The organism is Streptomyces sp. NPDC014676, assembly GCF_043084105.1.
Lineage (GTDB): Bacteria > Actinomycetota > Actinomycetes > Streptomycetales > Streptomycetaceae > Streptomyces.
Window position 1 is genome coordinate 134,157 of record NZ_JBIBZI010000010.1, and the last position, 26,085, is coordinate 160,241.

Sequence of the window (26,085 nt, forward strand, 5' to 3'; positions counted from 1 at the left end):
CGAGCGCTTTTCCGCCCTTGTCCTCCCACCGCATCACCGGTCCGCCGGGGTGACCAGCGCAGCGGAGGCACACGGGTGAGAACCGTCCCGGTCACACACCTGCGTAGCGGAGGGATCACCGGGAAGAAGCGATTCCGAGCGTGCTTCCCGGCGTCGTCCCGATGACGCTGATACGTTCCGTTTGCTACGGCATGACCTGGAAGGAACCCCACCACGTCCCCCATCGACAGCGAGCCCACGCCCCCTTCCGAGGCGGTCAGGCGTCACCCCGCCCTGTTCCGTGCCGTCCGCCGCAGGCGGAACCCGCCACTGCGCCGTTCGGACATCACGGTGACGGACGAGCGGGCGGTCAAGCGAGCGGTGAAGGCGGCCTCGCTCGGCAACGCCATGGAGTGGTTCGACTTCGGCATCTACGCGTATCTGGCCGGCACCATCGGCCGCGTCTTCTTTCCCTCCGGGAGCGAGACCGCGCAGCTGCTGTCGTCCTTCGCCACCTTCGCCGTCGCCTTCCTGGTGCGCCCGCTCGGCGGCATGGTCTTCGGGCCGATGGGCGACAAGGTCGGCCGCAAGAAGGTCCTCGCGCTGACGATGATCCTGATGGCGGTCGGCACCGCCGCCATCGGCATGCTGCCGACCTACGCGGCCGTCGGCTTCTGGTCACCGCTGCTGCTGATCCTCTTCCGGCTGCTGCAGGGATTCTCCACCGGCGGCGAGTACGGCGGTGCCTCCACCTTCATCGCGGAGTACGCCCCGGACAAGCGGCGCGGCTACTTCGGCAGCTTCCTCGAACTGGGCACGCTGGCCGGGTACACCGGCGCGGCGGGCCTGGTCACGGCCCTCACCGCCTGGCTCGGCTCCGACACGATGGACGCCTGGGGCTGGCGCATCCCGTTCCTGGTCGCCGGGCCGCTGGGCATCGTCGGCATCTACCTGCGGCTGAAGCTGGACGACACACCGGCGTATCTGAAGCTGGAGCAGGACACTGTCCACATCACCGAGGCCGCGAGCGCGGTGGAGACCACCGCCCACGGCGACCTCGCCAAGATCTTCCGGCAGCACTGGCGGACGCTGGTGCTGTGCGTCGCCCTGGTCGGCGCGTACAACATCACCGACTACATGCTGCTGTCGTACATGCCGACGTACCTGTCGGACGAGCTGCACTACAGCGAGAGCCACGGTCTGCTGATCCTGGTGGCCACCATGGTGGTGCTGATGCTGATCATCAACCAGGTGGGCCGGCTGAACGACCGGTTCGGCCGCAAACCGTTGCTGATGACCGGCATGCTGGGCTTCTTCGTCCTGTCCGCCCCGGCGTTCCTGCTGGTGCGGCAGGGCAGCCTGCTCGCCGTCTCGGGCGGCATGCTGATGCTCGGCCTGTCCCTGGTCTGCCTGCTGGGCACCATGTCGGCGGCGCTGCCGGCCATGTTCCCGACACCGGTGCGCTACGGCTCCCTGTCGGTCGGCTACAACCTGTCGGCGTCCCTGTTCGGCGGTACGACACCACTGGTCATCACGGCCCTCATCGGTGCGACCGGCTCGGACATGATGCCGGCGTACTACGCGATGGCCGCGGCCCTGGTCGGTGTCATCGCGGTGGCCTGCATGAAGGAGACGGCCCAGCAGCCGCTGGAGGGCTCGCCGCCCTCGGTGCAGACGGAACAGGAGGCGGCGGAGCTGGTGCGGTCACAGGCACCGACACCGAAGTTCTGACGGCGCGGGCACACCCGGCGCGGCCGCCGGGCCCACCGGGCGGACGTCGCCGGACACACGGCCGCCGCGCGTCCGGCACGTGTGCCGTGCCGGACCCGCGGCCTCACCCGCGACCGATCACCCCGGCCGGCTGCCCCGCTTCCGCGTCCGGGGTCACAGGCCGGTGACCTTGCTGCTCGCCGAGACCTCGTAGACAAGGGTGACGGTGCGCCGGCCGCCCGGGGGCAGCGGGATGTTCCAGCGGACGATGCCGTCCGCGTCGATCGCGTCGGGTGCGGGGGAGCAGTCGTCCCGGCGCAGGCGTACCTCCACCGCCGAGACCTCGGAGACCGGGACGCGCTCCCGGACGACGACCGTCCTGTCGTCGTGCTCGCCGGGGGCGGAGAACCTGGAGAGGTGCAGGCGGACGGTCCGGGTGAGGACGGTCCGCTGGGTGATCCCGGCGGTCTCGCGGGTCTCCTCGGTGTGCCGCAGCACCCGGTGGTCGTCCCGGCTGCCGAAGGCGAGCTCGACAGGGGCGCCGGGGGCGGTGAAGTCCAGGGTGCCGCGTCCGGTGAACCCACTGCCGCGGACGAGGTCGACCGGCCCGGCGAGCAGGGCGTGGCCGGACCGGTTGTCGCACCGCACCACCTGGTCGACCAGGGGCGACAGCTCGGGGGAACTGGCGTACTCACTCCTCGCGGGCGAGGTGAAGGAGGAGAGCGGCACCCGGTGGGCGCGGCCGTCGGCCGGCACGGAGACCGGTGCGGGGGAGTGGAGCACGCGCACCTCCCCGCCGTCGTCCACGCCCGGCAGTCCGAGCACGGGGACGGGACCGAGGTCCGCGACCTCCTCCTCGCGCAGGTCGACGTGGACGGTGCGGCGCTCCGCGGCGGAACGCTCCTGGAGCGTCAGCCGGTCCTCGCCGAGCCGGGGCGGTTCCGCGGCCCCCGCGGAGCGGGCCGTCGACAGGGTCAGCCGTACGTCCGACCAGTCCTCGCCGGTGCGCTGCCAGACGATCGCGTCCGTGTCCAGCGTGAGGGAGTCCCCGTCGAGCACGGCCCGGTAGGCGGGCCGCCACACCGCGCACGGTGTGAGATGGCTCAGCCGCAGCCCGGCCTGCCCGGCGGCCGGGGCGCGCACGGTCAGCTCGATGTGACCGACCAGCTCGGCGGGCTCCGTCTCGGAGAGGTCCAGGGCCCGCCGGGTCTCGGACAGTTCGGCGGTGACGGCGGACAACTCGGCCTCCACGGAGCGCAGCCGCTCGCCGTGGGAGTCGCGTTCGCCGTCCACCCGGTCCAGTTCCCGGTCCCAGCGGTCCCTTTCCGCCTCTCCGAAGCCGGCGCCCTCGCCGATCTCCCGCAGCAGATCGGCGGCGAGACGGCCGAGCAGATCGAGGCGGGTACGCAGCCGGTCACGCCGCTGCTCCAGGTCCGTCCGCCTCTCCTCCAGGGCCGTCACACGCCGGCGCAGCGCGGAGTCGTCGTCGGCGGGCCCCGGCCCGCGCGGCGTCCAGCTACGGACGATCCGCGCGTCGAGCACGGTCGCCGGGTGGCCGTCGGTCAGCTCGGCGTGGAGGGTACGGTCGACGGCCAGCGCGCTGACCGGTCCGAGACGCAGCCGCTGCGTGCCGGCCTCCAGATCGAGCACGGCCGTCCGCTCGACGTGAGCGCGGTCCTCCGTGCAGGTGACGGCGGTGACGGGGAGGGGGATGAGCTCCGATGACGTAGACATGCTGGGTCAGCTCCTGCGGTTGCCGCCGGTGAGGGCCTTGCCGGCCGGGATCCGGATTTCGTAGCCGCCGTCGAGAGCGGTGGTGCCGCCGGCGGGCAGTTCGATCCGCCACAGGCGGGTGCCCGGCGCGTGACGCTCCGGGCCGGTGCCGTCCTCGGGTGCCGCCCAGCCGGCTCGTTCCTCGATCCGGATGTCCGCGTCGGAGGTGACGGGCACGCGCTCGCGCACCTCCACGGAGACGGGCACCGGAAGCCGGTTGGCCAGCTCCACGTGGACGCGGTGGTCGAGCACCGTGACGTTGTTGCGCAGCCCCGCGGTCGACTCGTGCAGATTCACCCGGCGGGTGACCCCGATGGCCTCGGCCGGTCCGAGCCCCACCCGGGAGACACCGCCCGGGGCGAGCGTGGGCAGCGCGGCGGTCAGCAGGAAATCCTCGTTCACGGTGACCTCCACCGGACCGGCCAGCAGGGCCTGATCGGTGGCGTTGGAGAGCACCAGCGTCGTGTACACGGTCTGCTCCACGGACGGAACGCAGATGTACTCGGTGCGCAGGCCGACCGGGATCTCGCCGACGGTGACGGTGTGCCAGGTGCCGTCCGAGGGAATGTCGGCGGGGGCGGCGGCATCGAACCGGTGGTCGAAGGAGCCCGCCGACTCGCGGGGCCGCACGGCGTGCCCGGGAAGGGGCAGCGCGCCCACCGTCTCGGCGCGGCGGCGGTACTCGGCGGTCACCGGGTCGAAGCCGGAGCCGGGGAACAGCCTGCCCCGGCGGCCGCCCGGCTCGTCCGGGCCGCACAGGACGAGTGCGGAGTAGTCGAGTTCGGCGCCGTCCGGCTGCGGCGGACCGGCCACGGGGACCGGCGGCGCGGACGCGGGGAAGGCCGCGGACGCGGCGGGCGGTGGCGGAGCCGCCCCGTAGGCCGCCGGGGCGGCCGGGGCGGCTCCGGGTGCGGCGGGTGCCGTGCGGCGCGCGGTGCGCGGCCTTCCCCGCGTCAGCGCCGCCGGCGCCACGGCGCCGCCGAAGGCCGGTGGGGAGGCGCCCTCCGGGAACGGGACGGGCGGGGGCGGGGGAACGGAGCCGGGCGCGGCACCGGCCACAGCATCGGGTGCCGGCCCCGTGCCGGGGCGGGGGCCCGCCGTGTCGTAACCGGCGAAGAGATCGGTCAGCCCCGCCGGGTGCTCACGCCAGCCCGAAGGCGCGGGAGCGGACTGACTGCGTCCGACGCGGACCGAGCGGAGCCGGGGCAGGCCGGTGCGACGGCGTAGATCGGCGGTGGCCAGGGCGATGCGCACACCGGTCCAGTCCTCACCCGTGCGCTGGGCGACCGAGGCCCGCAGCACCAGGGACCCGTCGCTCTCGCCCTCCCGGTGGGTGAGCCGGTAGGCGGGCACCCAGACGGCGCCGGGCACCCCGTACTCCACCTCCAGCTCCACCTCCGCGCCGCCCGCGCCGTCCAGCGTCAGGACCGCGCACATCGAGGCGGCCACCGGTGCCGAGGGCGCGTCGGTGGAGGCACGGGAGAGCCTGTCCACGGCGACCGTGAGCTCGTGCTCGACCCGGCCCAGTTCCTCCTCCAGCTCACGGAGCCTGCCGTGCAGCCCGGTCAGGCGCTCGTCGACGAACTCGGAGAGCTCCAGCCACGCGTCGACCGGGGTACGGCGATGCGGGTCGTCCCGCTTGCGGGCCGGCGGCACCGGGCGGAGCGCCCCGACCTCCTCGATCAGCCCCAGTTGCCGGTCCCGGCGGTCTCGCGCCGCCGCCCACTCGTCGCGCAGCCGATCCTCCTCGCGCCGCGACTCGTCGGACGGTCCCGCGTCGAGGAGTTCGGCCTCCACCTCCACCCGGGCCTCGGTGACACGTACCCCGGACGCCCCGACGACGCGGGCCCGCAACGAGCCCGGGTCCAGCGAGCGGGGCAGTCCCGCCACCCGCACGCGTCCGCCCGCCGGCACCGTGCCCCGGGCCAGGCGGCGGCAGAGCGCGCCCTGCGCGTACACCACCACCGAATCGAGAGTCGACGCCCACCTCGGGGCCGTTCCAGCCGTCATGTGCTCCCCCACCCAGCCGTTTCCGTGCCAGGGCAGCCTACGCGGTGACCGGCCCGGGGCCGGGTCGAGGCGGAACGTCATAATGCCCGGAACAGTTGTCGAGGAGGCAGGCGGTCACACATGCGTATCGCGGTTGTCGGAGCCGGTGGGGTCGGTGGCTGCTTCGGGGCGCGGCTGGCCGCGGCGGGCCACGAGGTCACGTTCGTGGCCCGGGGCCGTCATCTGGAGGCGGTACGCGGCTCGGGACTGCTGGTCCGCAGCCCGCTGGGGGACGTGCGCACCCCGCCCGGTTCGGCCGTCGACAGCGTTGCCCGACTCGGTCCCACGGACCTGGTGATCATTGCCGTGAAACTCTGGGACACCGAGGACATCGCCGTACGACTGGCTTCCTCGAAGGCGGGGGACGCCCCTGTGCTCTCGCTGCAGAACGGCGTGCACAAGGACGACATCCTCCGCCGTCACCTGCCCGCGGACTCCGTCCTGGGCGGAACGTGCTTCATCTCGGCCTTCATCGAGGAACCCGGCGTCGTCAGGCACAACAGCACCCTGCAGAGAATGGTCCTCGGCGCCCGTCACCCGAGTCAGGAGCCCGTCGTGCGGCGGTTTCTGACCGCCTGTCGTGAGGCGGGCATCGAGGCGGAGACCAGCGCGGAGATCGACAGGGTGATCTGGGAGAAGTTCGTCTTCCTCGTCGGGCTGTCGGCCACCACGACCACCATCCGCGGGCCCATCGGTGTCGTCCGTTCCCACGAGCGTTCCCGGGCACTGCTGCGCGAGATCATGGAGGAGACCGTGGCGCTCGCCCAGGCGTCGGGTGTCGCGCTGGACGACACGTTCGCCGAGCGTCAACTGGCCTTCTGCGACACGCTGCCCGCGGACATGACGTCCTCCATGCACAACGACCTGAAGAACGGCAACCGTCTCGAACTGCCCTGGCTCAGCGGGGGAGTGGCCGACCTCGCGGCCCGGCTCGGCGTCCCCGCGCCGCGCAACCGGACGGTGGCCGACATCCTGTCCCCGTACGTGCTCGGAGCGGTGGCGGGGTGACGGCTGCGGCCTCACCAGACCAGGCACCAGTACGCGCCGTGGTGCCCGATGCCGATACGGCCCTTCCACGGCACCAGGCCGGGGTCCGGCCGGCCCACGGCCGCCATCGAGCAGGCGGGGTCGCCGACCGCGTCGGCGTCCGCCATGCGGTGGGCGGCGGCCGTCGCGGCCGGGGAGGTGTACCACGTGGTGGTCACCCGTTTGCCGCCACCGGTCGTGGGCGTCGGCCCGGGTGACATGACGGACGGCGCCGGTACGTGCTTCGAGGGCGCCGGCCGCGTCGTCGGTGTCCGTGTCGGCGCCGGGCGGGCGGGTGACGCCGGGTGCTTCGGCGTTGCGGACTTCGGCGGGGGTTCGGGGGCGGCCTGCTTTGACGGGGGTTCGGGCGTTGCGGACTTCGTTGGAGGCTTGGGCGCGGCGGGCTTCGCCGGGGGTTCGGGTGTCGCGGACTTCGGCGGTGGCTTGGGCGTGACGGGCTTTGCCGGAAGTCCGGGTGTTGCGGGCCGCTGCGGGGGTCCGGGTGTCGCGGACCGTGGCGAGGGTGCGGACGTCGGGGAGCCCGATGAGGGCCGGGATGTCGCGGACCGCGCCGGTGGCGGTGGTGTGGTCGGTCTCGCCTCCGGAGTACGCAGGGCCGACGCGCCGGTCGCGGTCCGGTCGGGCACCGGCCGGCGGCTGGGCGGCGCCGGCCGGGTCGCGGGCCTCTGACCCGGCGGCGCCGGTTCGGTCGTCGTCCGCTGTACCGGCGGTGGCGGCTCGCCGGTCGGCCGCTGTGCCGGCGGCGTCGGCCGGGTCGTCGGCCGCCGGGTCGGCGGGGCCGGCGGGATCGGCTGACCGGGCCGGAACGCTGTCGGCCCGGAGGACGGTGAGGACGTCGGCGTCCGCCGTGCCGTGCTCGACGGCTCCGTCGTGAACGTCCAGGACGGCAACGGGTTCAGCGTCGGAAGGGACAGGTCGTTCGAGGCCGAAGGCGTGGGACTGGGCGTGCCGCCGTCCTGCGCCACCCACACCCATACGCCGATGCCACCGAGGACGAGCACAGCGGCGCCGCCTGCGATCCACGGGGCACGCCGGGGCGGGCGTCGGTGACGGTTCATGGTCTTACTGTCCTATGCGACCTGGCAGGGCGCCTGTCGCACCGTCCGGACATCGTGCCTCTCGCCCGGTCGCTCCGCCCGTGCGAGTGACACGGAGACTTCTCCGGCTTCCTTCCGAACGGGGTAGCCCCGGGTGCACCACACCGACTCGGGTTCGAGTCTGGGGTCATGCGCATCCGTCCATGGGCCGTCGTGGAGCCGCCCGACAGCCGTGGCCTTCGCCGGGTCACCATCGGCGGTGAGACGGTCGGCAGCGCCTGGTCACCGGACGAACTGCGAAAAGTACTCGGCCGTTTCGGTTACCCGGAAAACGTGGACCTGGAGGATCCGTCGTCCATATTCTGGCGCGGGGGTGACAGCGGGACCTGGCCCGACCGGGCCTGGAGAAGGCGCACGGTCATGTCGCTCATGATGGCCGGACTGCTTGTCTCCATGACTTTCAGCGCGGTCATCGGAGGGCCGGACGCCTCGGGGGCCCTGACCTTCGCACAACGTGTCACCGGTGTTCTGTTCGTCCTGTCGGGCGTGGTGCAGGGAGCGGCGGCGATAGCGGCTCGGGACTACTGGGGAAGGCGGTACTACGGGGCCTCCGGGGCCATTGTCCTGCTCGGGGTGATCATTGTGCTGGCCACCGACAGCCTCCTCTTCTTCCTCTGGCTCGAGGAAAGGGAGTACACACCTCACATATGGGTCTACATGCCCCTGTTGTGCTGGTCCCTGTGGGCGCTTTTCCTTCTTGTGCGTGAAAAATCGTGGGAGTGTGTCCCGCATCCCAAGAAATTCGCGGCCGGGGTGGTCGCCACGGCGCTCCTGACGGCCGTCAGCCTCGCTTATTCCACCATGTACCAGCCTGCGGCGGCCCCCATGCACTTCACTCTGAAGGTGGAATTCGGGAAGGCGTGGGAGGACCGCAACGTCCCGTACGTGCACGTCCCGCTGACGTTGTACATGAAAAACACGGGGGGAATCCCGGTATATATCGTCAACGACATCTACACGGTGCGCGGCAGGGGTGCGGAGTATTCTCATGGCGAGGAGGATCTGACGACGGAGTGGAGGGAGAGCGTGGGGCAGCAGGGGAGGAGTGAGGGGGAGGCGGAGCTCTACGTCGACCAACCCAGATACACCACGATAAGCAGTGGCCGGTTCTCCGACTCCGGCAGCTCGCTCGACGTGGGACAGGAATATTCCATGAAACGTGTGTTCCAGCTCCCCAGGGATGCCAGATACGACACCGTGAGTGTTGAATTTCAGATCTCCTACATGAGGAAAGATCGCGGCAAGATCGATGTGGAGGAGTTCAGGTCCGCTCATCCCTCATGGGAGGAGAACAGCGGCTACTACTGTCCGCCGGCGGTATGCGGGGAGCAGCTCATCTACCGCGGAAGGGTGCGGCACAACAACAACCTCATCAATGTGACACGCAAGCCGCGCTATGTGACGGCTGTCTGGTCTCCGCAGGGCCGCTTCATCTCCTCCATTTCGTCGTTCCGCTTCGATTACTCCGGGCTGGGTGACTACCAGGAAGAAAGGAGAGAACTGGAAAGGTACGGCGCTGCGAAAGCCCGGGTGGATTCAGAGGTCTCCGCGGCGGAACTGCTGGGGTCCGCGGGGGTGTGACCCGGTCACCCGCCGGCCCGCGTGAGCCAGGTGCCCACGGTGATGCCGAACTCCTTGTCCAGATACGAGGCGGTCTGCTGGCAGTAGAGAGCCGAGCCGGTCAGATACCCGAACAGCCTGTCGCGCGGCACGATCTCGGCGAGTGCGGTGATGAGCGGTACGACGTCGAACGGGGCCTGGGAGTTCTCATTGTTCCGCAACCGGGCGAGGACGTCGAGCTGCTCTTTGCTCTTCTCCTTCGCCTTGTAGAAGTCCTTGACCCCTTCGTCCTCCCACTGCGCGGGCACCAGCTTCTCCAGCCCGCGCATGATGCTGGACTCCGGGGTGGCCTCGAATATGGCACTGGTGCAGAGCGCGGCCGCCTTGCCGAGGGACTCCTCCGGACGGTCCTGGGCGGACGCGGACTCCTCCTGCTGTTCCTTCATATGAGTGGTTCGCTCATCCAGTTCCTTCTGGGCTTCGGACCGCTCCTTCTGCGACGTCTTCGGGTCGGTGACTTTCTTCAGCAACGAGCTGACCTGCTGTGTGATGTGCGCCAGCTTTTCCCGTTCCTTCGGAGGTGTCCTCCGGTCGTGCACGATCTCCGAAGAGGATCCCAGCAGCATCGCGGTCGATTGTTCTTGGTCCGGGCCCTTGCTTTCATTCGGACCCTGACTCCCGTTCGTCGAATCGGGCTGCGTGCCGTCCGTACTTCTCTCCAGGGCGTAGTGCGTATCGTCCACTATGGAGATCAGCATTCCCCGCAAATTCTGCGGCGTCTTGGGGTCGCAGATGATGTCCAGGGTGGATGTCGTCCGCTTGACCACCAGGATGAGCATGGACCGCTCTTCGGGCGGCACCCGGGGGTCGTTGATCACTTCGAGCGTTGAGGTCACCTGCTTCACCAGCGAGGTCAACTGTTTCCGCAGTTCTGGAGGGGTGTTCGGATCACTGATGACTTCCAGCGCGGTGGCCAGGTTCTCGGCGCTCTCGATGATTCCTTCCTTGTCCTGCGGCAACGTCTCCGGGGCGTCGAGGGCGCCGACGATGTCCATCAAGGTGTCCACGGCCGGCGCGAGTTCCTCGGGGACCTTTTCCCTCTCCTCGCTCAGGGACGTCGTCACCTCGTCGGATTCCGTCTCCAGATCCGCCGGATCTTCGGGTGTCTGCCCGTCCGTTTCGCCGGGATCCGGCGTCGGGGAGTCGTCAGACGTCTCGTCCGGCGTGGAGGTGGGAGACGTCGGAGAGTCCGTGGAATCGCCGGAATCACTGGAACCGCCGGAATCGCCGGAATCGCTCGGCTCGGTCGTCGGCGAAGGGGAGGGAGGCGCTGTGTTTTCGTCAGTGGTATCGCTCGGTGGAGAAGGAGGGGACGGCGGGGGTTCTGGGGTCTGAGCGGGAGCCGCGGCGGCGCCCCCGGTCAGGCTCTGGGAATCCGGCACGGCAATCGTCATGCCGACCGGCAACGCGAGCGCCGCAGCCAGGAGGGAGGCGTTGGCCGCGTGAAAGACATACCGCCGGGAGATTCTGGCCATGATGGTTCCGGAGAGGCTGTGTGCTGCGATGCTTCGGCCCGTCGGCGATTCTTCCCTTCGACGGCGGCTTCGAGAAATGCGAAGCCGGAAGAATGCGCAGCCGATATGAATCCACTCTTCACCTGTCCGGCGCATCCCGCAACGGGAACATCAGGTCCCGGACGCTGCCGCCGATCGGCCCGCCCGTTTGCCGCGGGCCCCGGCAGACGCATCGTGGGACGTGGGGGAGGGCTTGCCGCAGGGCCTCTTGTCCGCCCTGGCGCCCGCTTCCCCTTCCACCCCTGCCGCACCCCACCGGCATGTGCGATGCGAAGAGGGAAGGATCTCATCATGCCCCACCCATGGATGCCCCAGGCGCTCAAGACGGACGTCGGGGACCACGCGCCGTGCGACCCCGAGTTCCCGGCGAGGGCGATCGCGCACATCACGGCGGACAGGGAGGCCGACGCCGGAACTCCCCTGGACATGGTCCCCTTCGGCAACCTCAAAGGCTTCCTCACCGGCGGCGGCAAAGGCCGGGCTCCGCACATCCTCTGGGACCCCTTCACCGGAGCGTTCGCCCAGTTCTTCCCCGCCACCTCCCGCAGCAAAGCCCTGTCCGACACGGCCGGTTGGTACTCGTACCAACCGGGCCGGAAAGGTGGTCATCCAGATCGAGGCCTTGTTCTTCCCCCACTGCCGAGTCAACGGCAAGGTGTTCGCACGGCTGGTCGACACCCCTTGCGAGGGCTGGGACGACCTCCACGCATGGATCAGCTCCTGGGACGTACCGGACGTCTGGCCCGTGGGTCCTCCGACTTCTCTGTCCCGCCATACGTGTCCGGCCGACAAGTGGAGGTCGCGGGGCGGGTGGTACGCCCATGCCCATGTCCCGGAGAACGACCATGTCGACCCCGGTTCCTGGCCGGCGTTCGTGTCACGGCCGCCCGGACCGCCCCCCGGCGAGCCCCGGTTCGAGCCGTTCCCCGGGGTGTCGTTCTTCCGTGCGGGACACAAGTCGCCCGTCATCGCGGAAATGCACGGCCGACTCGTCGCCGAGGACTGCGACCGCTACACGTCCGGCACCGATATCGACGTGTGGGGACCGGGCGACGTGAGGTCCTACACCGCCTGGCAGCGGAAGCCGGGGCTCGAGGGCGGCTCCGCCGACGGCGTTCCCGGCCGGTTCAGCTGGGAGAGGCTGGCCGTCCCCGACGTCTGAGGTGTCGCGAGCGTCGTGCCGGAGGATCCCGGGAACGGAACCGGCGGACGGTTCGTCAGAAAAGCCGTGAGCCAGCATGGTTCCCGGGTTTGCGCACCACTCCCGCCGGGCGCATGGTGGAAGAAGAGCGACTGCGACAGTCGGCGGCGCACGATCCGGGAAGGATCCGTGCCTCCCGAGCCGGGGGCGCCGCTGTGCCGACCGGCAGGTCACTCCTTACCGGCCTCCACGCCGATCGACCGCTTCCGGCGCCGGTACGGTGACACCTCGCGCGTTCGACAGACGATCCCGCACCGTCATCCGGCGCCTTGCCGAGCCCCGCGGAAAGGAGAGAGGGCCATGCCCGCGACGGCGCCATTCCCAGGAGTGAGACTCTTCCACAAGGGACAACACGGCCCCCTCATCTCCACTTCGGGAAACGCCCGGCCGGCGGCCGTTTCGGCTCCGACGTGCCCCCCGACTGGTGACCGGGAGAGCCCGTCGGCCCGTCACCGGTTCCCGCGAGCCGGCGCGTAGCCCGTACCGGCGGCACCGGCCGGGGGGCGGGGCGTGTACGGCCCGCGGGTGCGAGAAACGCTGCCACTCTCGTCCTTCATGGACGTCAGTACCTTCTACGCGCTCTTCTCCACCACCTGCTTCACCCTGGTCGGCCTGTGGTGGAACGTGGTGCAGAGCCATACCGACTGGATGCGTGAACCCGCCCTGCGCCGCGTCGTCGGCGGGGTCTACCTGTCCTTTCTGCTGCCGGCCCTGATGGGCCTGTTCGCCCAGGTCGGCGGCACCGAGAAGCCGCAGGTCTGGCGGACGGCCTTCATCGCCCTCTCCGTGGTCGGCTGTGTGTCCACCCTGCGGCTGCTGGCCCGCGCCCGCGGCGACCACTTCATCACCTGGCAGCAGGCCGCCTCCACACTGCTCTACGCGCTGATCGCCGTCGTCGGCGCGTTCCCCGATCTCGCCCGCCACGCCGGGCTGCGGCCCATCCAGACCGAGGCCCTCATGCTGATCGTCCTGATCATTCTCGCTCACGCCCTGGTCTGGCGGTACATGGCGGGGGAGGGCCGTGCCGACGAGGACGCCTGATCCCCGTGCGTCCAGTACCTCGCCGGGGCCGGCCCGCTGCCTTCGCGGCCGGTGACGGACACGGCTCCCGGGCGCCCCGCACGACGGAGCGCCCGCCGGTGCTCCGGGGATCAGCGGGACCGGACGACGAGCCGGACGTCGTCCTCGGCCGGACGGCGGTGGACGCCGCCGCCCCGGTGCGGACGGCGCGGGTCGACGAGGTACCGGCGCAGAGTCACATGGTCGATTCGGCCCCCTTCGCACCAGGCGCGGAGTCTTTCGCCGGCCTCCTTCTCCGCGTACTCCCGGCCCGGCCCGAAGGCGCGCTCCGCGATGTGGCGCGGGTGCGGGCTTCTTCCGGTTCCACTGTGCCGGCGGCTTCACCGGCCGTCCGTCCCGCGGGAACGCGCGGAGCACCGCCTCGACCCGCTCGTCCCCGGTGCCGTGGTCCCGCGCGGGCCGCGGCCCGGCCACGTCTTCGCCCGTCGTGCTCCGTCTCCGTCCTTCCGGGAGCGGCACCTCCCGGACCAGTTCACCGGGACGCCGCCCCCCCCGGGACACAGCGGACGCCCGTCGTTTTCCGCGCGAACTTCCGGACGCCGAACATGTCGAGCGCGTCACATGAGGTGTTCCTGCCCGGTCTCGTCGGAGCGAACTTCATCAAAGTCGCCGGACGACGTGGGATCTTCACACGTATGGGCATACGGGGAAGGCGGAAAAGCGGAAGAAGGCGCGTGCGGCCGGGCATACGGGCGGCGGGCGGGGCGTCGGCCCGGCAGGCGAGGAGGTCACGATGACAGGGTCGGAGTACAGGGAGGTCCACGGGCTGTCCGTGCCGACCGCTTCCGCCGCGCTGGAAGCCATCGGCGCGGGTGCCTACGTCGTCGACGAGCAGGGCTGCATCATCGCCGTCAACGCCCGCGCCGAGGGACTGCTGGACCGGCCCGCCGCGGAGCTCCTCGGCCAGGACGCGCACGACCTGCTGCACCGGGACGCGCAGGGGCAACAGCTGCCGAGGATCCGATGCGCGATGCGACAGGCGTTCCACGCCGGATACCCGGCCCAGGGCGGCGAGGACCACTTCGCACGGGCCGACGGGTCGGTGCTGCCGATCTCCTGGCTGATCACCCCGTACGACATCGGCGACGGCCGGGCCGCCACACTCGTCGTCTTCCACACCCCCGAGCACCCACGGGACACCGGTCCGCGACCGGAGCCGGAGCCGACGGTCCGGTCGCTGTCGGAACTGCAACGGCTGGCACTGCTGGCCGAGACCACCGCACAGCTGACCTCCACTCTCGACGTCGACGAGGCGATGCGGCGGCTGGTGGCCCTGGTCGTTCCCCGGCTGGCGGACTGGGCGATCATCGACCTGATCACCGAACGTGACGAGGTGTGGCGCACCGTCGTGGTCCACGCCGAGGGCGGCACGCTGGTGCGGCACGAGGAACTGCAGGGGCCGATGCCGCCGATCCCCGAGGAATCCCCGATGCCCCTGTCCAGAGCCCTGCGCGGGGTCTCCTCCACCCTGGCCGGCCCGCAGACCTACCAGGGGACACCGGATTCCGGTATCGCGGTCGAGCAGGGCCGCCTGTTCCACGCCACGGGGATGCACTCCGCGGCCATCGCGCCCATCCGCGGCCCGCGCGCGGTCCTGGGCGCGCTCACCCTGGGCCGTACCGAGACTCCGGCGGCCTTCGCCTCCACGGACCTTCCGCTGATCGAGGACATCGCGCGCCGGGCCGGCCTCGCCCTGGACAACGCCCGCCTCTACCAGCGTCAGCGCAAGGTGGCCGAGACCATGCAGAACCACCTGCTGCCCCAGATGCCGGGCGTTCAGGGCCTGGAGATGAACGTCCGCTACCTGCCCGCACCCGACGCCTCACATGTCGGCGGCGACTGGTACGACGCCTTCCCCCTGCCCGACACGTCCACCGCCCTGGCCATCGGCGACGTCGTCGGCCACGACCTGGAGGCGGCGGCCGGCATGGCGCAGGTCCGCAACATGCTCCGCGCCTACGCATGGTCCCAGCACGAGCCCCCCAGCCGCGTCGTCGAACGGCTCGACGAGGCGATCCAGCACATCACCGACGTCGCCATGGCCACCATCGTCTTCGGCCGGATCGAAGCGGCCCACGACGGTCACTGGCAGCTGTCCTGGACCAACGCGGGCCACCCTCCGCCGCTGCTGGTCAGCCGGGACGGCCTGGCGAGCTACCTCACCGACGGCCACGGCATCCTCCTGGGCACCCAGACGGGCCTGCGGCGACCCGACGCCACAGCGCTGCTCCCGCCGGGGTCCACCCTGGTGCTGTACACGGACGGCCTCATCGAGGCGCCCGGCCAGAGCCTCGACACGGGGCTGAACCGGCTGCGCCAGTACGCAGCCGCCCTCGCCCACCGCCCCCTCACCTCGTTCACCGACCAACTGCTCCGCCAGGTCCGCCCCGCCGACAACGACGACGACGTGGCCCTTCTGACCCTGCGCGTTCCCGAGAGCTGATCCCGTGAGGAATCTCCGAGGGGCCGGCCGGCCCAGGCGCGGCGCGCCTCGGCCGTCCCGGCGGGCCCCGGGGGGAGGATCGGTGGGGCGGCGGCCCGCGACGGGCCGCCCGGCACCGTACACCGCCTGAACGGGGTCCGGCCATGGAACAGTCCGACGACCCGCTGCCGAAGTCCTTTGCCGGCCGGGCGCCGGAACGCGCCGGGGACGGCACCCTCGGCGTCACGCGGGCGGCGACGTGACCGCCGGACCGCGCGGGCACGGCCGGTACGGCGAGGACGTCTTCCGCTTCGGACAGCCGCACGAGGACGAGCGCATCGACCGCGGCGCCCTCGCCTACGACGACATCACCCTGGCGCGGCTGCGGTCACTCGGGGCCGGCCCGGGGTGGCGCTGCCTCGACGTGGGCGCCGGAACGGGCACGGTCTCCCGCCGGCTGCTGGACGAGGCCGGGGTGACGAGCGTACTCGCCGTGGACCGCGACGTCCGTTTCCTCACCGAGCGGTCCGTGCCGGGGCTCGACGTGCTGGAGGCCGACATCACCGCCCCGGACTTCGCCCCCGGCCGGTTCCGGCTCGTCCACGCGCGCTTCGTGCTGATGCACCTGCCCGAGCGGGAACGCCTGATCGGGGCACTGGCCGGACTCGTCGCGCCCGGCGGTGTGGTGGTGCTCGGTGACGCGGTCGACCTGACGAGCGACCGGGCGCCCGGCACGCCGTACACGGTGGTGATGCGGGCGATGTGGCAGGGGCTGCGGGAGACCATCGGCACCGATGTCTCCTGGGTGCCGTCGTACCCCCAACTGCTGCGCGGAGCGGGGCTCGTGGGTGTCGCCGCCGAGATGTACGTGCCGCCGCTGCTGCCCGGCAGTCCCATCAGCCGCTTCTGGGCGGACACCTGGGAGCGGAGCAGAGCGGCGATGCTCGCCACCGGCCTGGCCGACGACGCCGTCGACACCGCGGTCCGGTACCTGGACTCCGACGAGTGCGCCGCGCTCTCCGCCGGCCTGCTGACCGTCTGGGGCCGGAAACCCGAGGAGGCCCGGAGCTGACCGCCTCTCGACCGGAGCGGCTGTGGGGCTCAGGGTGTCGGCTCACGGCGGGACGACGCCGCCTGCCCTTCGGCGGTACGTGTGGCGAGGTCCTCGTCGGTGATGGCGCGGACCACGCGGCAAGGGGCCCCGAGCGCGACGGTCATCGGGGGAATGCTGCGGCTGACGACACTGCCGGCGCCGATGGCCGACCCGTATCCGATGCGGACGCCGGGCAGGACGACGGCGTTGCCGCCGATCCACACCCTGTCCTCGATCACGATCGGCTCCGAGAACCGCCCGAAGTCGGTGCGCCGCGAGGGGTGCACCGGGTGTCCCGTCGTGGTCAGGGTCACGCTCGGAGTGATCATCACACCGTCACCTGTGCGGATGTCGACACCGTCGACGAAGGTGAGGTTCACGTTGCCGAAGAAGTCGTCACCCATGTGGACGTTGCTGCCGAACCCGGCGTGGAACGGCGGCAGCAGCACCGTGCGTTCACCGACCGACCCGGGGATCGCGACGAGCAGTGACCGGCGCTTCTCCGTCTCGCCCGGTGGGGTGCGGTTGTACTCGAAGATCTGCTCGGCGCGGCACCGGCACTTTGTCCCAAGCGAGGAAGAAGACGCGGGACAGTGCGCGAAAGGGGTTACGCGTTCACGCGAGGCCCGCTAACTTTCTTGAAATGGACCCGTCATAACCCTGTCCGGGGTGACGGTCCGGTGTTCGACGGCGCGACGGCGCGCGCCCGTACTCCTTCACGGCAGGCACCCGTGGTCTGCCGCCACCCCCCATATTCCTGGAGACTTCCGTGCGCACGAAACCGCTTGGACACAGACGTGTCCGCATGCTGCTGACGGCCGTGGCGTGTGCCATGGGCCTGGCGCTGCCCGTGGGCCCGGCCGCCGGGGCCCCCGCCGCCCCGGCCGGGCCGGTCGGCGCCGCCGCGGCGGCCGAGGACTTCCAGCAGGTCACCCTCGCCAAGGGCGTGGCGGAAATGGGCGAGCCGATGACCCTGGCCGTCCTGCCGGACCGCTCCGTACTGCACACCTCACGCGACGGCACCCTGCGCCGGACCGACGCGTCCGGCACCACCACCGTCGCGGGCCGGCTGAACGTCTACAGCCACGACGAGGAGGGCCTGCAGGGCGTCGCCGCCGACCCCGGCTTCACCTCCAACCGCTTCGTCTACCTCTACTACGCTCCCCAGTTGAACACCCCGGCGGGCGACGCCCCCGCCGACGGAACGGCATCCGACTTCACCCCGTTCGACGGCGTCAACCGGCTGTCCCGGTTCGTCCTGCGCACCGACGGCACCCTGGACGTGGGCAGCGAGAAGAAGATCCTCGACGTGCCCGCCTCCCGCGGGCTGTGCTGTCACGTCGGCGGCGACATCGACTTCGACGCGGCGGGCAACCTGTACCTGTCGACGGGCGACGACACCAACCCCTTCGCCTCGGACGGCTACACGCCCATCGACGAGCGGGCCTCCCGCAACCCCGCCTACGACGCCCAGCGTTCCTCGGGCAACACCAACGACCTGCGCGGCAAGATCCTCCGCATCAAGGTGAACGCCGACGGCACGTACGGCATCCCGTCGGGCAACCTCTTCGCACCCGGCACCGCCCGGACCCGGCCCGAGATCTACGCGATGGGCTTCCGCAACCCCTTCCGGATGAGTGTCGACAAGGCGACGGGCACCGTCTACGTCGGTGACTACGGCCCCGACGCGGGCACCGCCAGCGGTTCCCGCGGGCCCGGCGGGCAGGTCGAGTTCAACCGGATCACCAAGGCCGGCAACTTCGGCTGGCCCTACTGCACCGGAAAGAACAACGCCTACGTCGACTACGACTTCGCCACCGGAGCCTCCGGTTCGTCCTTCGACTGCGCGGCGCCGAGGAACACGTCGCCGCGCAACACGGGCCTCACCGACCTGCCGCCCGTCCAGCCCGCCTGGATCCCCTACGACGGCGCCTCCGTCCCCGAGTTCGGCAACGGATCCGAGTCCCCCATGGGCGGACCGGTCTACCGGTACGACGCGAACTCCGCCTCCGAGGTGAAGTTCCCCGCCGAGTACGACGGCGACTTCTTCGCCGGTGAGTTCGGCCGCCGCTGGATCAAGCGCATCGAGACCGGCGGCGACGGAACCGTGCAGGCCGTCAACGCCTTCCCCTGGAGCGGCACCCAGGTGATGGACATGGCGTTCGGCCCGGACGGCGCCCTCTACGTCCTCGACTACGGCACCGGCTACTTCAACGGCGACGCCAACTCGGCCCTCTACCGCATCGAGCACGTGACCGGCGGACGCGCACCGCTGGCCCAGGCCAAGGCGAACACCACCTCCGGCAAGGCCCCCCTGACCGTCGGCTTCTCCTCGGCCGGCAGCTCCGACCCGGACGGGGGCGCGCTCGCCCACGCCTGGACCTTCGGTGACGGCGCCACCTCCACCGCCGCCGACCCGTCCCACACCTACACCGCCAACGGCCAGTACACCGCCACGCTGAAGGTCACCGACCCCACCGGCAAGTCCGCCACGGCGTCCGTCCAGATCACCGTCGGCAACACCGCTCCCACCGTGCGGCTCGACACCCCCGCCGACGGACGGATCCACGACTTCGGCGCGGCCATCCCCTTCAAGGTCACCGTCACCGACCCCGAGGACGGCACGGTCGACTGCGCCAAGGTGAAGGTCACCTTCATCGTCGGACACGACAGCCACGGACACCCGCAGACCTCGGCCACCGGCTGCACCGGCACACTGCACACCCTGGCGGACGGCGAACACGACCCCAACGCCAACATCTTCGGCGTCCTCGACGCCGAGTACACCGACAACGGCGCGAACGGCCAGCCCGCGCTCACCACGCACGACCAGCACATCACCCAGCCCAGCCACCGGCAGGCCGAGCACTACGGCGACTCCGCCGGTGTCCAGGTCATCAACCACACCAACGCGCACGGCGGCAAGACGGTCGGCGAGATCCACAGCGGCGACTGGATCTCCTTCACGCCCTACAGCCTCGACAACACCACCGGCTTCACCGCCCGCGTCTCCTCGGCCGGCACCGGCGGCACCCTCGAGGTCCGCGCCGGCTCCCCGACCGGCACCCTGCTCGGCACGGCCACCGCACCGGTCACCGGCGACTGGGAGACCTTCCAGGACGTCACGGCGTCCCTGACCGGTCAACCGGCCGGTACCACCACCCTGTACCTCGTCTTCAAGGGCGGCAGCGGCGCGCTCTTCGACGTGGACGAGTTCTCCTTCACCACTGCCACCGGCGACCCACGCACGGGTGAGGTGAAGGGGGTCGACGGAAAGTGTCTGGACGTGGACAACGCGGGCACGGCGGACGGTACGGAGGTGCAGATCTGGACGTGCAACTCCTCGGCGGCGCAGCGGTGGACGGTGGCCGACGACGGCTCGCTGCGGGCGCTGGGCAAGTGCCTGGACGTCTCCGGGGGCGGGAGCGCGGACGGTACGCGGATCCAGTTGTGGACGTGCAACGGGACGGGGGCGCAGAAGTGGGCGGCCCAGTCCGACGGCACGGTGCGCAATCCGCAGTCGGGCAAGTGCCTGGACGCCTCGGGCGGTACCTGGGAGGACGGGACCCCCGCCCATCTGTGGACCTGCCACACCGGCCCCAACCAGAAGTGGACCCTGCCGTAGAAAGGAGGCGACCCACGATGCGTACCCTGTTCAAGACAGCGCTCAGCCTGTGTGCCGGCGCCGTGCTCTGCCTGACACCCCAGGCCACGGCCCTGCCCGGCACCGCACCGGCGGCCCTTGACACCGCGGACAGCACGGCCACCGCGGCGGCCGACCCGGCGTACAAGATCCTCGTCTTCTCCCGGACGGCGGGCTTCCGCCACTCCTCGATCGACGAGGGTGTCACGGCCCTGCGCGACCTCGGGGCGGCGAACAACTTCACCGTCACCGCCACCGAGGACCCGGCGGCCTTCACCACCGCCAACCTCGCGCAGTACCGGACCGTGGTCTTCCTGTCGACCACCGGCGACGTCCTGGGCCCCGCCCAGCAGACCGCGTTCGAGCAGTACCTGGGCACCGGCGGCGGATACGTCGGCATCCACGCCGCCGCCGACACCGAGTACGACTGGCCCTTCTACGAAGGACTGGCCGGTGCCCTCTTCCAGTCCCACCCCGCCATCCAGTCCGCGACCGTCGAGGTCGAGGACCGGGCGCACGACGCCACCGCGCACCTCGCCGGCACCTGGCAGCGCACCGACGAGTGGTACAACTACCGCACCAACCCCCGCACCACCGCCCACGTCCTGGCCTCGCTGGACGAGTCCAGCTACTCAGGCGGCTCCATGTCCGGCGACCACCCGATCGCCTGGTGCAAGGACTACGCCGGCGGCCGGGCCTTCTACACCGGCGGCGGCCACACGGAGGAGTCCTACGCGGACCCTGCCTTCCGCCGTCACCTGCTCGGCGGCATCCGCTGGGCGGCCGGCACGACCAAGGCCGACTGCCGTCCGGAGACCGGCTACACGCCCCTGTTCGACGGCTCCGGCACGACCGGCTGGAAGCAGGCGGGACCGGGCGGCTTCACCCTGGCCGACGGTACCCTCACCTCGCACGGCGGACTGGGCCTGCTCTGGTACGACGCCCGGGAGTTCACCGGTGGCTACTCGCTGAAGCTCGACTGGAAGCTGAACGGTGACGACAACTCCGGTGTCTTCGTGGGCTTCCCGGCCTCCGACGACCCCTGGTCGGCGGTGGACAACGGCTACGAGATCCAGATCGACGCCACCGACGCGGCCGACCGCACCACGGGAGCCGTGTACGGATTCCGGTCCGCCGACCTCGCCGCGCGCGACGCGGCGCTGAATCCGCCGGGGGAGTGGAACACGTACGAGATCCGCGTCACCGGAGAGCGGCTGGAGGTCTTCCTCAACGGCCGGAAGATCAACGACTTCACCAACACCGACCCGGCGCGCAGCCTGGTCCAGGGCCACATCGGCCTCCAGAACCACGGCGACGGCGACGACGCGGCCTTCCGCAACATCCGGATCAAACAGGCCGGAACCCCGTCCGACCCACGCACGGGTGAGGTGAAGGGGGTCGACGGAAAGTGTCTGGACGTGGACAACGCGGGCACGGCGGACGGTACGGAGGTGCAGATCTGGACGTGCAACTCCTCGGCGGCGCAGCGGTGGACGGTGGCCGACGACGGCTCGCTGCGGGCGCTGGGCAAGTGCCTGGACGTCTCCGGGGGCGGGAGCGCGGACGGTACGCGGATCCAGTTGTGGACGTGCAACGGGACGGGGGCGCAGAAGTGGGCGGCCCAGTCCGACGGCACGGTGCGCAATCCGCAGTCGGGCAAGTGCCTGGACGCCTCGGGCGGTACCTGGGAGGACGGGACCCCCGCCCATCTGTGGACCTGCCACACCGGCCCCAACCAGAAGTGGACCCTGCCCTGATCCCGGCAACTTCCCCGGCCCGTCCGCCGCTTGACGCTCTCGACCAGGGGTAGCCGGTAGGGCGTCGGAGACGAACAAGGCAAAGTGCACAAGGAGGCCGGTCATGGGAGCGCGTCACGAGGACGGCGGACAGGAACTCGGTGACCTCGAACCGGGCACGCGCCAGCGTGCTCAGTTACGCGCACGCGTCGCCGACATCGCCTCGACGGCACTGTGCGTGGTGCTCGCCCTGTGGGCGGTGTGGAGCCTCGTCGGCGTGGTGCGCGGAACGGCGGAATGGGCGTACAGCGTGGTCGCCTGCGTGCTGCTGGCGGCCGCGCTGACCGCCCGCACGGTAAGCGTCCGGCGCGGTGACGTCCGGTCCGGACGGTAGGGGGCGGCGGTGGAACGGCTCAACACCTTCCTCGGCCGCCATATCTGGGCCCAGGTACTGCTCGTCGTCCTCCTGGGCTGGGCGGTGATCATGCTGATGTCGCCGGGGGAGCCGGCCCCCGTGGTGCTGGCGCGGTCCGCCGTGACCTCGGTGGGCGCGGTGGCCGTCCTGCTGGTGCTGCGGGCCAGGGAGAAGCGCGCGACCGGCGGCTCGGGCGACCGCCTGGTCACCCTGGACCGCCGGCTGCGCCACGGGGAGATCCCCTCCTCGCCCGCCGACCGGGAGGCCATGCTGGGCCTGGTGGAGCAGCGGCTGCACCGCACCCGGCACCGGCGCCCCGCCCTGGCGGTCCTCTGCCTGATGTACGTACTGTTCGTCGTCGCGCCGCTCCTCCTGGGCGAGGTCCGGCAGGCGCTGGTCTGTGGTCTGCTCGGCGCGATCGTCCTGCCGTTGCTGACCTGGCAGGGCGGCCGGCAGGTGCGGCGCCTGCGCGAGGTGCGCGCGGCCCTCCGCGGGAGCCACGGCGGAGCGGACGCCGGCGGTAGGGCGGACGCCGGCGGTGGGGCGCCGGAAGGACGGGAGCCCCGGCGGCCCTCGCACGACGGGTAGTCCGCCCCGCCTTCCCTCAGCCCCACCGGCACGCCGCTCACCGTGGGCCGGGGCGCGGGAGGCCGCGTTCGCGCATCACCGTGCAGAGCGCGCACAGCGCGGTGGCGGCATCCGGACCGTCAGCTTTCCAGGGTGAAGAAGTGCAGCGGGGTGTTCGGTTCGAAGCCGATCCGCGGGTACACGGGGGCCCCGGCGGCGGTCGCGTGCAGTGTGGCGCGGGTCAGGCCGGTGGCCCGGGCGCCCTCGTACAGGGCCTTGCGGGTCACCGCCTCCCCGTACCCTCTGCGCTCCCACCGCGGGTCCGTGGCCACCAGTACGACGAAGAGGCGGCCGTCCGCCTCCACGGCCCCGGCGCACGTCACCGGAACGCCGTCCCGCACGCCCAGGTAGGCGTGCACCCCCGCCCTCCACAGCCTCGAGCCCACGAGGCCGTCGCGGCCGGCCTCCAGCGGCATGCCGTAGGCGCGCGAGTTGAGGTCGGCGTAGGCCCGCAGGTGCTCGTCCGTGCGGACCCGCGTGAACGTCAGGTCCGGGTGCGCCGGTTCAGGGACCGGCAGCAGGTCGCCGGCCATACCGGTGCCCGAGAAGGCGTGCACCAGACCGGCCCGCTCGGCCGCTTCCGTCAGGCGCGGGCGTGCCCCGGAGTCGAGGAGGTCCTCGAAGACCCACAGAAAACCCGCGTGCCTCTTCGCCCGCATGATGTCCGCCGCCTGCCCCAGCCGCTTCTCCATGAGGCCCGCGTCCGCCCCGGCGTCGGTGAGCGTGACGCAGTTCCAGAAACCGAACCGGGATTCCGCCCAGCGCACCGCGATGCCCGGCAGGTCCCGTACGTCCGCGCCCGGATCCCGGTCGAGCACCATGCTCCGCCAGACCGTGGCGAGCTGCTCCATCGATTCCACCGCGTCAGCGGAGTTCCGCGTCACCTTGTCCCCTTTGCTCGATCACCGGTCGGGACATGTCTGCCCACCGGGGCCGGCGAAGCACGCCCGAACCGGCTGGAACGGCCCCGCTCACGGATGACCGGGCAGCCGGAGCCACTTCTCGTTCCCCTGGCCGGAGACCACCGGCACCGTGACCATCATGACGGCCGTGACCACCACCGGGGCGCGGTGCTCCTCGTACGTGTCAGTGGTGGTGACCGCGGCGGCCGAGGGTCTCCACGGGGGTCGCGCCGGGGCGGGTCCACTGCGGTACGGGGCGGCTGGTCGGGCCCCAGGTGGCGTTCCCGTCCGCGTCCGAGCGCCAGGACCAGCACGGTTCGCCCCCCTCGGGCCGGCCCTCGGGGTTGTCCTCCCACGTCTCGCCGCGGCCGTAGGGCGTCATGTCGAGCAGGCCGAGGGAGCCGTTGACCCGCTCGTTGCCACGGCCCGTCGTGGAGTAGGTGAGGAACGCGCGGTCGCCGTCGCGGAGGAAGCAGGTCAGATACCCCATGTCGCCGCCGACCGGCGCGTCCACGTCGCGCACCGAGTACCAGGGCTGGGTGTAGCCCATGAACGCGACATAGGAGGCCACCTCGTCCCAGGGGCCCGTGGTCAGGACGGCGAACGAGACGCCGCGGGCGTTGAGGTAGACGGCGTCCTTCAGGTGCCAGGCCGTGGTGGTGCAGCCTTCGCACTGCCCCTGGTGCGGGGCGCCGTCGTACCACATGTGCTTGTAGACGATGAGTTCGTCGCGCCCCTGGAACAGGTCCAGGAACGGGACCGGGCCGTCGGGTCCGACGACCTCGACCGTGCCGTCGAACTCCACCATCGGCAGCCGGCGGCGGGCCGCGGCGATGGCGTCGCCCTCGTGGGTGTGGGCCTTCTCGCGGACCAGCAGCTCGTCACGTGCTGCCTGCCAGGTGGCCAGGTCGACCACGGGCGGGCGTCCGGACAGCGCGGTGGCCGGGTCTTCCGGCGTGGTCGTCATGATGTCCTCCGTGGTACCTCGTGCCGGGCGGCGCCGTACGACGACGCTTTACGACGGTCACCAGAGGAGACTCGCGGCGGGGCCGGAACTCATCGCGGAGAGACGTTCCCGTGCTGCTGCGGCATGGAGGGAAAACCGGAAGCCCTGTGGTCACCGCCAGGGAGACGTGTCCCGGTCCGGGGTGTGGCCGTGCGTCCTCATCAGCTCCTCGCCCCGGCTGACGCCCGCACCCCGGCGCCCGTGGGCGCGCCTCCTCGCGTCCGCGACCAGCGCCGGGCCGCACGACCTGGCGGAGCCGCGCCGGCACCGCCCCTAGCGCTCCGCCTCGGTGAAGCGGTCCAGGCCGAGCACGGCGAGCAGCCGCAGCTTCTCGTGGCCCTCGGTGCGCGGCGGAGCCGTGAGCACGAGCAGCGTCTGGGACTGGTCCTCGGTGAACAGCGCCTGGCAGTCCAGCTCGATCGCGCCGATTTCGGGGTGGATGAGCGTCTTGTGGTCCTCGAACCGCTGCGCCACCTCATGGCGGGCCCACAGTCCGGCGAACTCCTCGTTCGCCTTCCGGAGGGCGCGTACGAGTTCACCGGCCCGCGAGCGCGGGCCGCGCAACCCATGGGCGGCGCGCAGGTTCGCGACCTGGGCGCGGCTCTGCCGGGCATGGTCGGCCTCGGGATAGACCGACCGTTCCGCGGGATCGGTGAACCAGCGGTAGATCGCGCTGCGGGCGAGACCCGTGTGCTTCGACGCGTCCCCGAACAGGGCGGCGGCCATCCTGTTCTGCACCAGTGTCTCGCCGAGGTCGGTCAGGACGAGCGCCGGGGTGTCGTCGAGCCGGTCCAGCACCCGCAGCAGCGCGGGAGCGACATGCGGCGAGGCCGACAGCGACACCGGTGCGTTGTGCCCGGCTACCCGGTACAGGTAGGTGCGCTCGTCGGCCGTCAGCCGCAGCGCCCGGGCGAGCGAGGCCAGCATGTGCTCACTGGGCTGCGGCCCGCGCCGCTGCTCCAGCCGGGTGTAGTAGTCGGTCGACATCACGGCCAGCGACGCGACCTCCTCACGCCGCAGGCCCTGGGTCCGCCGGCGTGCGCCTGTGGGAAGGCCGAGGTCCTCCGGTCGCAGCGCCTCGCGGCGGTGGCGCAGGAAGTCGGCCAGAGCTGCACGGTCCATGGAGGCGATTATCGTCCGGCACCGGTACCCGAGCCAGGGATCGCCGGTC

At 71.4% G+C, this 26,085-nt stretch carries 20 protein-coding genes; 11 read left to right on the forward strand and 9 right to left on the reverse strand.

Annotated elements, in window-relative coordinates; translation table 11 throughout:
* The first annotated feature begins 222 nt into the window (after positions 1–222).
* Positions 223–1,710, forward strand: a complete 1,488-nt coding sequence (locus ACF1DX_RS26365; protein ID WP_391793765.1) for an MFS transporter — start codon at positions 223–225, stop codon at positions 1,708–1,710.
* 153 nt (positions 1,711–1,863) lie between these two features.
* Here ACF1DX_RS26365 and ACF1DX_RS26370 read toward each other — a convergent pair whose 3' ends face one another.
* Positions 1,864–3,423, reverse strand: coding sequence for a DUF4139 domain-containing protein (locus ACF1DX_RS26370; RefSeq protein WP_391793615.1), 1,560 nt, complete (start codon positions 3,421–3,423; stop codon positions 1,864–1,866).
* A gap of 6 nt (positions 3,424–3,429) precedes the next feature.
* Positions 3,430–5,472 carry a DUF4139 domain-containing protein gene (locus ACF1DX_RS26375; RefSeq protein ID WP_391793616.1) on the reverse strand — a complete coding sequence of 681 codons (2,043 nt, stop codon included), beginning with the start codon at positions 5,470–5,472 and terminating at the stop codon, positions 3,430–3,432.
* A 120-nt stretch (positions 5,473–5,592) separates the two neighbouring features.
* On the opposite strand from ACF1DX_RS26375, the gene ACF1DX_RS26380 reads away from it, so the two are divergent.
* A complete protein-coding gene (locus ACF1DX_RS26380) occupies positions 5,593–6,519 on the forward strand; it encodes a ketopantoate reductase family protein (protein WP_391793617.1) in 927 nt (308 codons plus the stop codon).
* 11 nt (positions 6,520–6,530) lie between these two features.
* Here ACF1DX_RS26380 and ACF1DX_RS26385 read toward each other — a convergent pair whose 3' ends face one another.
* Positions 6,531–6,716 carry a hypothetical protein gene (locus ACF1DX_RS26385; protein WP_391793618.1) on the reverse strand — a complete coding sequence of 62 codons (186 nt, stop codon included), beginning with the start codon at positions 6,714–6,716 and terminating at the stop codon, positions 6,531–6,533.
* 1,068 nt (positions 6,717–7,784) lie between these two features.
* Here ACF1DX_RS26385 and ACF1DX_RS26390 point away from each other — a divergent pair.
* Entirely contained in the window at positions 7,785–9,236 is a 1,452-nt protein-coding gene (locus ACF1DX_RS26390; protein ID WP_391793619.1) for a hypothetical protein, read from the forward strand.
* A gap of 5 nt (positions 9,237–9,241) precedes the next feature.
* On the opposite strand, the gene ACF1DX_RS26395 is transcribed toward ACF1DX_RS26390, so the two are convergent.
* Positions 9,242–10,750 (reverse strand): hypothetical protein, encoded by a 1,509-nt coding sequence (locus ACF1DX_RS26395; protein WP_391793620.1) that lies wholly within the window; start codon positions 10,748–10,750, stop codon positions 9,242–9,244.
* Positions 10,751–11,390: 640 nt separating this feature from the next.
* Here ACF1DX_RS26395 and ACF1DX_RS26400 point away from each other — a divergent pair.
* Together ACF1DX_RS26400 and ACF1DX_RS26405 are read left to right on the forward strand one after the other, a co-directional pair.
* Positions 11,391–11,951 carry a peptidoglycan-binding protein gene (locus ACF1DX_RS26400; protein WP_391793621.1) on the forward strand — a complete coding sequence of 187 codons (561 nt, stop codon included), beginning with the start codon at positions 11,391–11,393 and terminating at the stop codon, positions 11,949–11,951.
* A 594-nt stretch (positions 11,952–12,545) separates the two neighbouring features.
* A complete protein-coding gene (locus ACF1DX_RS26405) occupies positions 12,546–13,031 on the forward strand; it encodes a hypothetical protein (protein WP_391793622.1) in 486 nt (161 codons plus the stop codon).
* Positions 13,032–13,141: 110 nt separating this feature from the next.
* On the opposite strand, the gene ACF1DX_RS26410 is transcribed toward ACF1DX_RS26405, so the two are convergent.
* Positions 13,142–13,345 (reverse strand): DUF2087 domain-containing protein, encoded by a 204-nt coding sequence (locus ACF1DX_RS26410; protein ID WP_391793766.1) that lies wholly within the window; start codon positions 13,343–13,345, stop codon positions 13,142–13,144.
* A gap of 458 nt (positions 13,346–13,803) precedes the next feature.
* On the opposite strand from ACF1DX_RS26410, the gene ACF1DX_RS26415 reads away from it, so the two are divergent.
* Positions 13,804–15,513 carry a SpoIIE family protein phosphatase gene (locus ACF1DX_RS26415; RefSeq protein WP_391793623.1) on the forward strand — a complete coding sequence of 570 codons (1,710 nt, stop codon included), beginning with the start codon at positions 13,804–13,806 and terminating at the stop codon, positions 15,511–15,513.
* Between the two features lie 238 nt (positions 15,514–15,751).
* Positions 15,752–16,564 (forward strand): class I SAM-dependent methyltransferase, encoded by an 813-nt coding sequence (locus ACF1DX_RS26420; RefSeq protein WP_391793624.1) that lies wholly within the window; start codon positions 15,752–15,754, stop codon positions 16,562–16,564.
* Positions 16,565–16,593: 29 nt separating this feature from the next.
* Here ACF1DX_RS26420 and ACF1DX_RS26425 read toward each other — a convergent pair whose 3' ends face one another.
* On the reverse strand, positions 16,594–17,034 hold the full coding sequence (locus ACF1DX_RS26425) for a DapH/DapD/GlmU-related protein (protein ID WP_391793625.1): 441 nt from the start codon (positions 17,032–17,034) through the stop codon (positions 16,594–16,596).
* A gap of 356 nt (positions 17,035–17,390) precedes the next feature.
* On the opposite strand from ACF1DX_RS26425, the gene ACF1DX_RS26430 reads away from it, so the two are divergent.
* From ACF1DX_RS26430 to ACF1DX_RS26445, 4 genes are all read left to right on the forward strand, one after another.
* On the forward strand, positions 17,391–20,210 hold the full coding sequence (locus ACF1DX_RS26430; RefSeq protein WP_391793626.1) for a lectin: 2,820 nt from the start codon (positions 17,391–17,393) through the stop codon (positions 20,208–20,210).
* A 17-nt stretch (positions 20,211–20,227) separates the two neighbouring features.
* A complete protein-coding gene (locus ACF1DX_RS26435; protein WP_391793627.1) occupies positions 20,228–21,985 on the forward strand; it encodes a lectin in 1,758 nt (585 codons plus the stop codon).
* 103 nt (positions 21,986–22,088) lie between these two features.
* Positions 22,089–22,358, forward strand: a complete 270-nt coding sequence (locus ACF1DX_RS26440) for a hypothetical protein (RefSeq protein ID WP_391793628.1) — start codon at positions 22,089–22,091, stop codon at positions 22,356–22,358.
* A 9-nt stretch (positions 22,359–22,367) separates the two neighbouring features.
* Positions 22,368–22,967 carry a hypothetical protein gene (locus ACF1DX_RS26445; RefSeq protein ID WP_391793629.1) on the forward strand — a complete coding sequence of 200 codons (600 nt, stop codon included), beginning with the start codon at positions 22,368–22,370 and terminating at the stop codon, positions 22,965–22,967.
* Between the two features lie 119 nt (positions 22,968–23,086).
* Here the strand turns inward: ACF1DX_RS26445 and ACF1DX_RS26450 are convergent, their stop codons facing one another.
* The 3 genes from ACF1DX_RS26450 to ACF1DX_RS26460 form a co-directional block, all read right to left on the reverse strand.
* Positions 23,087–23,857, reverse strand: coding sequence for a GNAT family N-acetyltransferase (locus tag ACF1DX_RS26450; RefSeq protein ID WP_391793767.1), 771 nt, complete (start codon positions 23,855–23,857; stop codon positions 23,087–23,089).
* 235 nt (positions 23,858–24,092) lie between these two features.
* Complete coding sequence (locus tag ACF1DX_RS26455) at positions 24,093–24,875, reverse strand: DUF899 domain-containing protein (protein WP_391793630.1); 783 nt, start codon at positions 24,873–24,875, stop codon at positions 24,093–24,095.
* A 312-nt stretch (positions 24,876–25,187) separates the two neighbouring features.
* A complete protein-coding gene (locus tag ACF1DX_RS26460) occupies positions 25,188–26,036 on the reverse strand; it encodes a helix-turn-helix transcriptional regulator (RefSeq protein ID WP_391793631.1) in 849 nt (282 codons plus the stop codon).
* Positions 26,037–26,085: the final 49 nt, after the last annotated feature.